The organism is Rhizobium sp. Root708, from assembly GCF_001429725.1.
Lineage (GTDB): Bacteria > Pseudomonadota > Alphaproteobacteria > Rhizobiales > Rhizobiaceae > Rhizobium.
This window is the reverse complement of sequence record NZ_LMHV01000041.1, coordinates 172,930-185,703: the sequence shown is the minus strand read 5'-3', so window position 1 is coordinate 185,703 and position 12,774 is coordinate 172,930. Positions and strand designations below refer to the sequence as shown.

General features: G+C 59.1%; 10 protein-coding genes. 5 read left to right on the top strand and 5 right to left on the bottom strand.

Annotated features, from left to right (window positions below):
* Positions 1 to 268 precede the first annotated feature (268 nt).
* Complete coding sequence (locus ASE04_RS21855; RefSeq protein WP_056822680.1) at positions 269 to 1,801, top strand: adenylate/guanylate cyclase domain-containing protein; 1,533 nt, start codon at positions 269 to 271, stop codon at positions 1,799 to 1,801.
* 75 nt (positions 1,802 to 1,876) lie between these two features.
* Here the strand turns inward: ASE04_RS21855 and pobA are convergent, their stop codons facing one another.
* Positions 1,877 to 3,049: a 4-hydroxybenzoate 3-monooxygenase gene (gene pobA / locus ASE04_RS21850; protein WP_056821899.1), complete on the bottom strand. Its 1,173-nt coding sequence runs from the start codon at positions 3,047 to 3,049 to the stop codon at positions 1,877 to 1,879.
* 114 nt (positions 3,050 to 3,163) lie between these two features.
* Here pobA and ASE04_RS21845 point away from each other — a divergent pair, with 114 nt between their 5' ends.
* Entirely contained in the window at positions 3,164 to 4,051 is an 888-nt protein-coding gene (locus ASE04_RS21845) for a helix-turn-helix domain-containing protein (protein WP_056821896.1), read from the top strand.
* Here ASE04_RS21845 and ASE04_RS21840 read toward each other — a convergent pair.
* Positions 4,048 to 4,803 (bottom strand): IclR family transcriptional regulator, encoded by a 756-nt coding sequence (locus ASE04_RS21840; protein WP_056821893.1) that lies wholly within the window; start codon positions 4,801 to 4,803, stop codon positions 4,048 to 4,050. The two genes, ASE04_RS21845 and ASE04_RS21840, sit on opposite strands and share 4 nt — an antisense overlap.
* 237 nt (positions 4,804 to 5,040) lie before the next feature.
* Here ASE04_RS21840 and ASE04_RS21835 point away from each other — a divergent pair, with 237 nt between their 5' ends.
* The 3 genes from ASE04_RS21835 (at position 5,041) to ASE04_RS21825 (ending at position 7,846) form a co-directional block, all read left to right on the top strand.
* The gene (locus ASE04_RS21835) at positions 5,041 to 5,388 is read left to right on the top strand and encodes a hypothetical protein (RefSeq protein WP_056821890.1); all 348 of its coding nucleotides are present in this window, start codon (positions 5,041 to 5,043) and stop codon (positions 5,386 to 5,388) included.
* 70 nt (positions 5,389 to 5,458) lie between these two features.
* Positions 5,459 to 6,199 (top strand): YoaK family protein, encoded by a 741-nt coding sequence (locus ASE04_RS21830; protein WP_082597431.1) that lies wholly within the window; start codon positions 5,459 to 5,461, stop codon positions 6,197 to 6,199.
* A 141-nt stretch (positions 6,200 to 6,340) separates the two neighbouring features.
* A complete protein-coding gene (locus tag ASE04_RS21825; RefSeq protein WP_056821884.1) occupies positions 6,341 to 7,846 on the top strand; it encodes a DegQ family serine endoprotease in 1,506 nt (501 codons plus the stop codon).
* A 104-nt stretch (positions 7,847 to 7,950) separates the two neighbouring features.
* Here ASE04_RS21825 and ASE04_RS21820 read toward each other — a convergent pair whose 3' ends face one another.
* From ASE04_RS21820 to ASE04_RS21810, 3 genes are all read right to left on the bottom strand, one after another.
* On the bottom strand, positions 7,951 to 8,286 hold the full coding sequence (locus tag ASE04_RS21820) for a hypothetical protein (RefSeq protein ID WP_056821881.1): 336 nt from the start codon (positions 8,284 to 8,286) through the stop codon (positions 7,951 to 7,953).
* 73 nt (positions 8,287 to 8,359) lie between these two features.
* Positions 8,360 to 11,467 carry an efflux RND transporter permease subunit gene (locus ASE04_RS21815; protein ID WP_056821879.1) on the bottom strand — a complete coding sequence of 1,036 codons (3,108 nt, stop codon included), beginning with the start codon at positions 11,465 to 11,467 and terminating at the stop codon, positions 8,360 to 8,362.
* Between the two features lie 3 nt (positions 11,468 to 11,470).
* Positions 11,471 to 12,646 carry an efflux RND transporter periplasmic adaptor subunit gene (locus ASE04_RS21810; RefSeq protein WP_056821870.1) on the bottom strand — a complete coding sequence of 392 codons (1,176 nt, stop codon included), beginning with the start codon at positions 12,644 to 12,646 and terminating at the stop codon, positions 11,471 to 11,473.
* Positions 12,647 to 12,774 lie beyond the last annotated feature (128 nt).

Here is a 12,774-nt window from a genome sequence, read left to right as displayed (position 1 = left end):
CGACATACCTCCAAAATTGGACCGATGGCGCGGTTGACGGCGTGGAGGGACGCGTGCTCCTGTCGATATTGCATTGCGGGAAGGGTTCTTCGCCGAGATGCGTGGCTGAATTACCGGTGCATGACAGAGGAAATAGGCGACGCGCAACGGCGGCCGGCATTCCTGATCTGTTCAGTGCTGGCCCGGATCGATCTTGACGAGGTTTGTCGTGGCATACGGAGCGGATCGCGGTCACACCGCGCGAAAGTCGGGATATTTCATCACCTTCATGATCCTGGCGATGCTGGCCGGTCTGCCGGTTGCCGTCTGGCTTGATGTCAGCACCCTCTCACAGGGCGCCGTCAAACGCCAGGCCGAGGATATGAGTTCGTTGATAACAAGCATACGCTCATACTATGCCAGCAATGTCGTCGGACGCATTCTTGCCGCGCACGCCAACGGTGGCGACACCGGCACGACCGTCACCCACGAGTACGCGGACATCCCCGGTGCGATTCCCATCCCTGCCACTCTTTCACTGGAACTGGGCGACGTCATCCGTCAGCAGCAGGCCAACATTACCTATCGCTTCCTCTCGGATCTGCCGTTCAAGCGGCGCGCGCCTCATCCTCTCGACCCGTTCGAGACGAAGGCGCTGACTGCGCTACGTGGAGATCAGAAGCAGACGCCGACCGAAATCACCCGCAGCGGCTTCACCAACACCTTTCGCCTGGTGACGCCTGTCATCATGGGGAAGGCGTGTGTGGCATGCCACAACACGCACCCGGAGAGCCCGAAGACGGACTGGAAGGTCGGTGACGTGCGCGGTATTCAGGAAGTCATCATCAAGCAGCCATTCGCGCGCAACGTCTTCGCGTTCAAGTATCTCCTGCTTTACTTCCTCTGCATGGCCGCGCTCGGCATCGGTTTCATCATCTTCCAGCAACGGCAGACCGCGCTGATCCAGGGCTTCAACCGCGATCTGGAATCGGCCAACGAGTTCCTCGCCAGCATCTCGATGAAGATTTCGCGTTATCTCTCGCCACAGGTCTACAAAAGCATTTTCAGCGGCCAGAAGGACGTCGTCGTTCAGACGGAGCGCAAGCGGCTGAGCATCTTCTTCTCTGACATCAAGGACTTTACGGCCACCGCCGAGCGCCTGCAGCCGGAGGCCCTGACGGAAATGCTGAACGAATACCTGACCGAGATGGCGGCCATCGCGTTGAAGCACGGCGGTACGCTCGACAAGTTTATCGGCGATGCCGTGCTGGTGTTCTTCGGTGATCCGGAAACCAACGGCGCCGTCGAGGATGCGAAAGCATGCCTGCGCATGGCTGTCGACATGCAGCGGCGCCTCGGAGAACTCAAGGAAAAGTGGAGGCTCGACGGCACGGAAGAGCCGTTCATCGTCAGAATGGGCATCAACTCGGGCTATTGCAACGTCGGCAATTTCGGCAGCAACGACCGGATGGACTACACGATCATCGGCGCCGAGGCGAACCTGGCAGCAAGGCTGCAGTCCATCGCCGAGGGCGGGAAGATCGTCATCAGCTACGAAACCTACGCGCTGGTGAAGGATATCGTCGACGCGACACCGCTTCCGCCGATCACGATGAAGGGGATACAGCGGGAGATCGTCCCCTATGCGGTCAACGGATTGGTTGGCACCGATTGCAATCTGCGTGTCCTGAGCGAGCATTTTGCCGGCCTCGATCTGCACCTCGACATGACGCAGCTCGATCCGGAGGAGCGTGCGCGTGTTCGCGCGGCGCTGGCGGAAGCCATGGCCGTTGTCGATGAACAAACACCGCGCACTGCATAAAAATCTGTCAAACGGCGGCGTGACGCAAACCGCCGCCGTTTGACAGTTCCCTTCCGTGGATGGCGGAAGGGGGAGCTAGTAGGGAAGGCCGACGTAGTTTTCCGCAAGCGCTGTCGAGGCCGCGCGTGAATGCGTGAGGTAGTCAAGTTCGGCTTCCTGAATCTTCTGGTCGAAATCACCGGTATCCGGAAACCGATGCATCATCGTGGTCATCCACCACGAAAAGCGAACCGCTTTCCAAACGCGCGCCAGCGCTTTTTGAGAGTAGGCGTCGATGCCTGTTTTGGAGCGATCCTGGTAATGTTCCATGAGGCCCGAGAACAAATAATGCACGTCGCTCGCCGCGAGATTGAGGCCCTTGGCGCCGGTCGGCGGGACGATATGTGCTGCATCGCCGACAAGAAACAGGCGGCCGAAGCGCATCGGCTCGGCAACGAAGGAGCGTAGCGGAGCGATCGACTTCTCGAAGGAGGGAGCGGTCAAAACTGCTTCGGCGTGGTGCGCGGGCAGGCGCCGGCGCAATTCGTCCCAGAAGCGATCATCGCTCCAATCCTCGATCTTTTCGTCGAGCGAACACTGGATGTAGTAGCGGCTGCGGTGTTCCGACCGCATGGAACAGAGGGCAAATCCGCGCGGATGGTTGGCATAAACTAGCTCGTGGTTGACGGGCGCGACGTCGGCCAGAATTCCGAGCCAGCCGAATGGGTAGACCTTCTCGAAGGTGCGCAGCGATTTCTCGGGCACTGCCTTGCGGCTGGCGCCGTGAAAGCCGTCGCAACCCGCGATGAAATCGCAATCGATGCGACGGGTGGTGCCGTCCTTCTCGTAGGTGACGTAGGGGGCGGCTCCATCGAAATCGTGCGGCTGAACATTCGCCGCCTCGTAGATCGTCTCGGCGCCCGAGATCTCGCGTCGCTCCATCAGATCACGGGTAACTTCCGTCTGGCCATAGACCATGACGCGCTTGCCGCCTGTCAGGCCGTAAAGATCGATGCGATGATCGCGGCCGTCGAAGGCCAGCGAGAAACCGTCATGCGGCAGACCCTCGGCATGCATGCGCGTTCCGGCCCTGGCCTTGTCGATCAATCCGACCGTACCTTCCTCCAGCACGCCGGCGCGTACGCGGCCAAGAATGTAGTCCTTTCCAACGCGATCCAGGATGATGTTGTCGATGCCGGCTTCCGTCAGCAACTGGCCGAGCAAAAGCCCCGATGGGCCGGAGCCGATAATGGCTACCTTGGTGCGCATGTGTCCTCCCGCACGTGTCTTCCGTCAAATTCTGCCGAGGCGCGGAGCGATCAACAATGGACAATTCCGCCATGAAATTGCACTAATCGAACATTGCGGCGCAGGGAGGCGACTGTGGCGAGGCGTGTTCCGACATACGAGCTCTACGGTGAAAGCAGCGGACAAAAACCCGATTTCTGGCTGCATTGCGAAACGATTCCATCAAGAAGTAGCTTGCATCATTGGGAAATTCGGCCGCACCGCCACGATGGCTTCTTTCAAATCTTGTACATCGATGGCGGGGCCGGCGAGGCGATGTTCTCCGGCGTCTGGCATCCGATCGAAGCGCAGTCGGTGGTGACAGTTCCTCCCGGGCTCGATCACGGCTTTCGTTTTTCCAAGGATATCGATGGCTTCGTCATCACGGTGTTGAGTTCGCACCTGAAGGCGATCCCCGGCGATCGCAGCCGGCTCGGCGCCTGGATGGCATCGCCGCATCTGACGAAGCTCGATGTGAACGACGAAGACGCGCGGCATGTCGCGACCTGCCTGCGGCGGCTCGGGCAAGAGTTCTCGCAGCAGCGGGCCGGGCGCAACGACTTGCTGGAATCCTATCTGACGGCCTCGCTGCTGCTGACGGCACGGCTGTCTTCCGCGGGACCGGAAGACAAGGCGGCTGCGGACGAAAATGAACGCCGCATGGAACTGCTGCACGGCCTGATCCAGCAGCATTTCAAATCACACCAGCCAGCGGCGTTCTATGCCAAGGCGCTCGGCGTCTCGCCGACCCATCTCAACCGGATCGTACGCGCAACGACGGGCTACGGCGCGCATGAACTGATCGCTCGCAAGCTGCTTGATGAGGCAAAGCGCGAGCTGGTGTTCACGTTTGGCAGCGTGCAGGAGATCGCCTATCGCCTCGGCTTTTCCGATCCCGCCTATTTTTCGCGTTTCTTTCTCAAGCAGACCGGGCAGACCCCTCGGTCATGGCGTCAGGCGGAGCGCGCCAAGCTTGGCGGCTAGCGCAAGACCAGGCGGAGCGCCTTCTGTGTCTCTCTGAGCAGCGGCAGGTAGCGCGCAGGCATTTCGGCCGCTGATATGTGCGCAGCCGGTGCGCCGATGTTGATCGCCGCCACCGTCTGCCCGCGATCGTTCTCCACAGGAACTGCGATCGAGCAAAGACCGATTTCCAGCTCCTGGTCTATAAGAGCGTAGCCTTGCTCGCGGACGCGTCGAAACTCCGCCAGCAGCTCCTCGACATCGGTCTTGGTGTTCGGCGTGTTGGGCTTACGGTCCGTGCGCGCAAGGACCGCTCTCGCTTCTGCTTCAGGAAGCGCTGCCAGCAGCACGCGGCCCATCGAGGCGCAGAAGGCAGGCAACCGGCTTCCGGGCGTCAGGTTGATCGACATGACGCGACGCTGCGAGGCGCGCGCGATGTAAACGACCTCCGTGTTGTCGAGCACAGAGGCCGAGGCGCTCTGGCCGGCTTTTTCCGACAGCTGATCCAGATGCGGCTGGATCAGCACGGGCAGGGGTGTCGCCGAGAGGTAGGCATGTCCGAGCCGCAGGATCTTGGGTGTCAGGGTGAAGAATTTCCCGTCGTAATCGGCATAGCCGAGTTCGGCGAGGGTGAGCAGCGACCGCCGCACGGTGGCGCGGTCGAGCCCGGTCAGCTTCGCCGCTTCCGCAATCGACAAACGCTGGCGCGTTTCCTCGAAAGCTTCGATGACCTTCAGCCCTCTGGCGAATCCGCTGACGAAATCAGTTTCTCGCATCCGGTCCCGTCCCCGTCTTTGATGCAGCTTCGAAGACTGTTTGGTCGGTTCTGCTTCTCGACGTCAATAGGGAAAGAGAAACCGGCTTGGCTTTCGTCCAGCGCCAGCACGTTCTCGCGGCGCATGCCTGTAAGTATGAGCCGGTTAAACGTCGGTATAGATCACCGGCATGCCGGCAAGAGCTAGATTGCGGTGGATTGCAGCCGTCTTCTTGTCGCCGTTCAAAAGGAACGCTCCATGCCCAAGCGCCTGACACATGTCATCCTAGTTGCCTTGATGGCGCTCACTGCTCCCTGCCTGATATCGACCACTGCGATCGCCCATGGTGACCACGGTGGCGGACATGAAGGCGGCTTCGGCGGCGGCGATCGCTCACATGGTTACGGTCGCGACGGCGGTGAAGGATTCGATGGAGATCACATCGGGTATCAAGGCGGCGATCTCAGCCGCACCCATCGCATTACGCGCCGGTTCCGCCACGGCGACGGATTTATCGACAACTTCGATGACGAGGATGAGTGCTATCCTGAATGGTTTTACAATCGCGATGATCTGCCGTTCCGATCAGATGTTTGCCCTGACTGACCACCACTTGGATCAAAGAGCGGCTTGAGCAGCTCTGCCAGTGTCACCATCTGACGAGTAGCATCCGACCATGCGAAGCACTTTCCTCCCGCTGCTAAAAAGACTGAGTCGAGAAAACCCGTCGAAGCCGATGCTGTTTGCGTCAATCGCGACCGCAATTGCAGGTTTCCTGGATGCCATCGGGTATCAGCAACTCAATCATCTGTATGTGTCCTTCATGAGTGGGAACAGCACGCATTTGGGCATGTCATTTGCACAGGCAAAATGGAGCGATGTCCTCCAGGCGTTCTATGTGATTTCTGCGTTCGTAGCAGGCTCCGCGATAGGAACGCTGATATCTGATGCCCTTGAGAGACCTCTTCTCGCTCTCATTTTGAGTGAGATCGCGCTCTGTTGCGTTTCGGCCTTTCTGGCGGCTATCGGGTTTGGCACTCCTGCCTTGCTGCTCATCGGGCTGACGATGGGGATGCAAAATGTCATGCACCAGAATGTCTCGGGCACGGACGTCGGCAAGGGGTTCATTACCGGAGCCCTGTTCGGCTTCGGCCAGGCCATCGGTCACGCGTTCAAGAAGTCGGCCAGTTGGTCACATGCACGCGTGCACGGATGTTCATGGATCTCGTTCATAACGGGGGTCATCGGAGGAACGATTTTTGTTTCGTCTGTAGGCGTCGCTGCCTCGCTCGGATTTGCCTGCGTCGGTTTGCTGGCAATGACAGCGCTGGTGGTCGATACGGCCGTTTCATGCGATCCTGCTGGAGGGCAGTGCTCGGCTGGAAGGCAGTCGTTGGAGCGTTCTTCAAAGTATTAACTGGAAGTAATGTATTAAATATTCGCAATGAGAATGTAACTAACCTTTAATTTGTAAATCCGTACTTGTAGTTTCATATCTAGTCCACGCGATGAGTTACGAATTCACGCGGTTTGAGCAACTCTTCTCAGGACTGATATCGTGACGAACATTATCAAACGCCGCCGGTCGGTGGCCCTTCTCGGTGCAGCATTTGTTGTTGGCGCTGCTTCCATTCCGCTCGCTCTTGAAACGTCGTCGGCGTTCGCCACGCCGGCAAGCGCTTCGATCTCGGGATCGTCTGCCGGCAATTCCTTTTCCTCGGTCGTCGATGCCGACAAGCCGGCTGTCGTGACGATCGTTACGACGATGAAAGCGCCGGCCCAGCAAGACGGCGACGACAATTCGCAGATGCAGGAGCAGTTCAAGCAATTCTTCGAACAGCAGGGCATTCCGGTGCCTCAACAGGCTCCCGGTCCGCAATCCGGCGAGCGCGCACAGGCGCTCGGATCGGGCTTCATCATCAGCCCGGACGGCTACATCGTGACCAACAACCACGTGATCGCGAATGCCACGGATATCAAGGTGACATTGGATGACGGGACTGAACTGTCCGCCAAGCTCGTCGGCGCTGATCCAAAGGCCGATCTCGCTGTCGTCAAGGTGGACGCGAAGAAGGAGCTTCCGACCGTAGCTTGGGGTGACTCCGACAAGCTGAGACTTGGCGATCAGGTGCTTGCTATCGGCAACCCGTTTGGCATCGGGACGACGGTCACCGCAGGTATCGTATCCGCCCGCGGCAGGGACCTGCATAGTGGTCCCTATGACGACTTCATCCAGATCGACGCACCGATCAACCATGGCAACTCGGGTGGTCCGCTCGTGGACAGCGACGGCAAGGTTGTCGGCATCAACACGGCGATCTACTCGCCTAACGGCGGCAGCGTGGGCGTAGGCTTCGCTATTCCCGCCGATCAGGCGAAGATGATCGTCGCCAAGCTCCAAAAGAACGGCTCCATCGACCATGGCTATCTCGGTGTCCAAATCCAGCCAGTCTCGCAGGACGTTGCCGATGCGATCGGGCTGGCAAAGCCGGCCGGAGCACTGGTTGCTGACGTGACGAAGGGTTCTCCCGCGGCCCGCGCCGGTATCGAGCAGGGCGATGCGATTACCGCTGTCGGCGACAAGACAGTCTCCACGCCGAAGGACCTCTCGCGGCTCGTCGCGGATCTCTCGCCTGGCGACAAGCAGACCATTACGGTCTGGCGTGACGGAAAGAGTCTCGACCTGAACGTTGCGATCGGCGGAAACGACGACGGCAAGCCGGAGAAGGCGTCGTTCAAGGCCGACGACAAAGCAGCGCCGACCGGTCCGCGGATCGGAGTATCGCTCGGCGACCTGACACCGCAGGTGCGCGAGCGCGTCGGTGTCTCCGAGGATGTCGAAGGTGCTGTTGTAGCGGATGTCGCGCCCGATAAGCCGGCGGCCGAGGCAGGCCTCAAAGCCGGTGACATCATCGTATCGGTCAACGGCAAGGCTGTACACGATGCCAGTGAAGCCAAGAGCGCGGTTGCGACCGCGGCGAAGGACGAAAAGAAGTCAGTGCTGCTGCTGATACAGCGCGGCGAAAACAAGACCTTCGTGGCTGTGCCGTTCGCGGCTGCTTAAACTGGCAATGTCGGGCCGGCCTAGCGCAAATGCTACGTCGGCCCTTTTTGTTCCGGTCTTGAAGACAGGCGTTCTCGATATCTGCAGCCCCGCAAACGCTACGCCTATTCGCCTAGCCGGTTCGAGTTTGGAAGCCATACGGCAAACGAGGTGGTTGCCGTGATTGCAAGCAGGATCGCGGCAAACTGCCCGAGCCTTACCTTGTCGAAGCCTTCGACGTGTCCGAGCACGAAACTCGCGCAGGTCAGGACCACGCACACAAGACCGAGATAGGTCACAATGCCCTTCGGGAAAATTCGCGTCGATATGACGATGACGGGAATGTAGAGAACGGTGATCACCGGATCGAACGGTCCCAGGATATCCAGAAGGAATATCGCGGAAAGCGAAACCGGGACCAGGGCGAGCCGTAAGTTCTTCCGAAATTGTTTGAGTTGCATTTTGTAGGTCTCCTGAAATCGAGGAAAACGGATCGACGCGTTGTTGGCCTAGGGGCGCGACTGCGCGTTTTCGCTATCGGGCGGCCTCGGTGGGAGTCTCCACGGATCCGCGCCGTCTGAACATCGAGCTCAGTTGCTCAAGATAGAGATAGACGACTGGCGTGGTGTAGAGCGTCATCATCTGACTGATCAGCAGACCGCCAACGATTGCGTAACCCAGAGGCTGGCGCAGCTCCGATCCCGTTCCGTGACCCAACATCAGAGGAACGCCCGCGAGAATGGCAGCTGCGGTTGTCATGATGATCGGCCGGAAGCGCAGCAGGCATGCCTGCCGAATGGCATCCTCGGGTGACAATCCGGACTGTCGCTGTGCCTCGATCGCGAAATCCACGATCATGATGCCGTTCTTCTTCACGATACCGATGAGGAGAATGACGCCAATGAGCGCAATCACTGTGAAGTCGAATCCGAACAGCCAAAGCATGGTGAGAGCACCCAATCCGGCTGACGGCAGGGTCGACAGAATTGTAAGCGGATGCAGGTAGCTCTCGTAGAGAACTCCGAGGATCAGATAGATCACGATGAGAGCTGCAAGAACCAGAACGGGTTCTGTTGCAAGCGAAGATTGAAAGGCCTGCGCATTGCCCTGAAACGTGCTGATGAGCGTTGCTGGCTTGTTCAACTCGTGTTCGGCCCGGGAAATCGCCGCGACAGCCTGACTGAGGGCGGTACCCTTCGACAGATTGAAGGACAGCGTTACCGACGGAAACTGGCTCTGGTGGTTTACGGCCAGCGCGGCATTGGGCTCGGTCGTTTGCTTTACCAACTGATTCAACGGAACCTGCTGTCCGGTCAGCGGCGATTTCAGATAGAGGTTGTCTATCGCATCCGGCGAATGCTGAAACTCGGGAGCCACCTCAAGCACGACATGATAGCTGTTGAGATCGGTGAAATACTGGGTGATCTGCCGCTGGCCGAAGGCGTCATCAAGCGTGCTGTCAATCAGCTGAGGCGGGATGCCGAACCGAGAGGCTTGATCTCGATCGATCTGCAACGTCACCGTGGCCCCGCCGTTCTGCTGGTCGGTCGCGACGTCGGCGAGTTCCGGAAGGGTCTTGAATTTGGCCAGAAGCTTGTCTGCCCAATCATTCAACTCCGCCGGATTGCCGTCCTGGAGGGTATACTGGAACTGCGTCGCAGCACTTCGTCCCCCAACGTTGATATCCTGGGCCGCCTGCAGAAAGAGCTGTGCGCCTTCCAGCCGCGCCAGCTTCGGGCGCAGTCTTTCGATAATGCCAGTCGCTGACGCGTCCCGCTCGTCGAGCGGCTTGAGGGTGATGAACATACGGCTGACGTTCAATGTTGAGCCCGCGCCGCCACCAACCTGCATGCCGACGGTGGCGATTGCCGGATCACTTCGGACGATCCGGTCGGCTTCAAGCTGAAGCTGCGACATCTTCTTGAAGGATATGTCCTGCGAGGCTTCGAGGACGCCGGTGATCAGGCCGGTATCTTGGGTCGGGAAAAAGCCCTTGGGAATCTGGATGAACACAAATGCCGTTGCACCGAGCGACGCGAGGAAGATCGCGAAGGTGATGCGATGATAGCGCAGTGCTACGTCCAGCGATCGCCGATAGCCAGACAGCAAATGATCGAAACCGCGTTCGAAGACCAGATAGGCGCGGCCATGCGCTGCCTTGTTCTCAGGTTTCAAGAACCGCGAGCTCATCATCGGGGTGATTGTCAACGAGATGAGAGCCGAAACAATGATGGTCATCGTGACCGTGATCGCGAATTCCCTGAGGAGTTCGCCGACAATGCCACCCATCAAGAGCAGCGGGATGAACACCGCGACCAGCGAAATGCTGATGGAAACAATAGTGAACCCGATTTCCTGAGCCCCGTCGAGCGCGGCCCGAAAAGGCGTCTTTCCCATCTCCATGTGCCGCTGGATGTTCTCGATCATGACGATGGCGTCATCGACCACGAATCCGACCGCAATACTCAGCCCCATCAGCGACAGGTTATCCAGGCTGAAGCCGGCCACATACATCAGCGCGAGCGTGGCCATGAGCGCCAGCGGTACCGTTACGCTCGGGATGACCGTGGCCCAGAAGCTTCGAAGGAAGATAAAAATCACGGCCACCACCAAGGCGACGGTGATCATCAGCGTCGTCTCGACATCGAGCACCGAAGCCCGGATGGTGACTGTCCTGTCGCTCAGAATATCGAGATGAATATCAGCGGGAGCAAGCAGCTGCAGGCCAGGCAGTTCAGCTTTGATTTGTTCGACCGTGTCGATGACGTTGGCGCCCGGCAGCTTGAACACCGCGAGGAGGATCGCGGGCTTTCCGTTCGACCAGGCTGCGAGCTGCGTATTTTCCGCGGCATCGACGGCCTGCCCGATATCGCGGATGCGAACCGGCGCGCCGTTCTTGTAGGCAACGATTGCGTCGTTCCAGGGAGCTGCCTGAAGGATCTGATCGTTGTCGTAGAGGGTGTAGGTTCGCTCTTTGCCCTGTATGCTTCCCTTCGGGGAGTCGGTGGTGAGAGCCGTCACTGCTGTGCGAACGTCTTCCAGTCCCAGGCCAAGCTCCGCGATCTTGCGTGGCTCGATCTGCAGCCGCACGGCTGGCTTTTGCTGACCAAACACCAGAACCTGCGAAACGCCGCTGAGCTGGCTGATGTGTTGTGAAAGGATGCTTTCGGAGAAGTCATCCACCTGCGTCAGGGGTGCCGTATTCGATGTGAGAGCGAGGACCATGACCGGTGGGTCGGCTGGATTTACCTTGCGATAGGTGGGCGGGGATGGAAGGCCTGTCGGCAATTGCCCGCCGGCAGCGTTGATGGCTGTCTGGACGTCCTGTGCGGCGCCGTCCACATTGCGGGACAGGTCAAACTGAAGGGTAATCGAGCTGCTTCCGAGCGTGCTGCTTGATGTCATCTGGGTGACGCCGGGAATTTGCCCGAACTGTCGTTCCAGTGGCTGCGTCACCGAAGACGCCATGGTCTTGGGGTCCGCGCCCGGAAGCTGCGTCGAAACCTGGATCGTTGGAAAGTCGACCTGGGGCAGGGGGGCGACCGGCAGCAAGGGATATGCTGCAACCCCCACGGCGAAAAGTCCGGCCATCAACAGCGAGGTCGCGATGGGCCTTTGAATGAACCAAGAGCTGATCGACATCGGCTAGTTCACCTTGCTTGCGGAGGTTGTGGAAGTTTGGATGGGAGTGAAGGAAACCTTCGTTCCTTCCTGCAGCCGATACTGGCCTTGGGTCACGACCTTGTCGGATGCCGCCAGCCCGGTGGTGATGGCCGCTTTGCCGTCTTCAATCGGCCCGGGAGAGACCTGTCTGACCGAAACGGTGGAGTCTGGATTGACGACGTAGACGTAGAAACCATCGGTTCCCCGCTGGAGAGCGGATGACGGCACGGTCAGCGCGCCTGAGAGAGTTCGATCCCGGAGCCTGAGCGTGACAAACTGGCCGGGCCACAATGCATTATCGGCGTTCTGGAACTCCGACTTGATGCGGATTGTCCCGCTGGACTGATCGATTTCATTGTCGATCAGGGAAAGGTGGCCGGTCGCCAGCTTGCTCGACTTGTCGCTGCTGAGCGCCTCGACCTCGACAGGACCTTGTTTCTGCGCTTGCTGAACGGACGGCAGATCATCTTCTCTGAGCGTTGAAATGACCGAGATCGGTTGCATCTCCGTCACCACGACGATGCCGCCGGAATCCGTGGTCTGGATCTGATTGCCGGCGTCGATCAGGCGAATACCTGTGCGCCCGTCGATCGGCGACGTTATCTGGGTGTAAGAAAGCGAAATATCAGCCGCCGCTTTGGCCGCCTTGTCTTGGGCGAGCTGCGCGACCAGCTGGCTCACCTGGCTCTCCTGCGCCTCAAGAGTCTCTTGCGTTGTGATCCCCTGTTCCGAGAGCTTCTGGTCTTTGCCGAGCAAAAACTTAGCGTTGGCCAGATCGGCTTCGTCCTGTTGAATCTTGGCCACCGCCTGATCGAGCGCGGCCTGGTATGGACGAGGGTCGATGACCGCCAGCAGGTCCCCCTTCTTCACATACTGCCCCTCGATGAAATTGACGCTCTGCAATTGTCCGTCGACGCGAGACTTGACCGCGACCGTATTGAACGCCTGCACGGCGCCCAAGCCATCCAGGTAGATTGGAACGTCGCTGATCACAGGACTGGCGACTTGAACCGGAACGGTCGAGGGACCCGCCACAGCGCTGTCGGCCGCAAGGGAGGACTCGGCAACAAAGCCGCACGCCGGCGCGCCGCATATCAAGATGGTCGAGGCAGCCTTCATCAAGGAGTGCCGGAACACTATTCTCGGACCAGTCAGCATGAAAATTCTCCGTCGATAACAGCTCCGAAGATGTTATTCGCGACGCAAAGAACGGGCATCTATACCTACGTTTAGGCGGTACCGGACAAAGGCCTATCAGAGAAATCGGCCAAGACTATTCGCAATAG

What these genes read in the sequence shown, in the direction of transcription:
- ASE04_RS21855 (WP_056822680.1), top strand. Translation starts at nt 269, where the DNA reads ATGATCCTGGCGATGCTGGCCGGTCTGCCGGTTGCCGTCTGGCTTGAT.
- pobA (WP_056821899.1), bottom strand. Translation starts at nt 3,049, where the DNA reads ATGCGCACCAAGGTAGCCATTATCGGCTCCGGCCCATCGGGGCTTTTG.
- ASE04_RS21840 (WP_056821893.1), bottom strand. Translation starts at nt 4,803, where the DNA reads ATGCGAGAAACTGATTTCGTCAGCGGATTCGCCAGAGGGCTGAAGGTC.
- ASE04_RS21835 (WP_056821890.1), top strand. Translation starts at nt 5,041, where the DNA reads ATGCCCAAGCGCCTGACACATGTCATCCTAGTTGCCTTGATGGCGCTC.
- ASE04_RS21830 (WP_082597431.1), top strand. Translation starts at nt 5,459, where the DNA reads ATGCGAAGCACTTTCCTCCCGCTGCTAAAAAGACTGAGTCGAGAAAAC.
- ASE04_RS21820 (WP_056821881.1), bottom strand. Translation starts at nt 8,286, where the DNA reads ATGCAACTCAAACAATTTCGGAAGAACTTACGGCTCGCCCTGGTCCCG.
- ASE04_RS21815 (WP_056821879.1), bottom strand. Translation starts at nt 11,467, where the DNA reads ATGTCGATCAGCTCTTGGTTCATTCAAAGGCCCATCGCGACCTCGCTG.
- ASE04_RS21810 (WP_056821870.1), bottom strand. Translation starts at nt 12,646, where the DNA reads ATGCTGACTGGTCCGAGAATAGTGTTCCGGCACTCCTTGATGAAGGCT.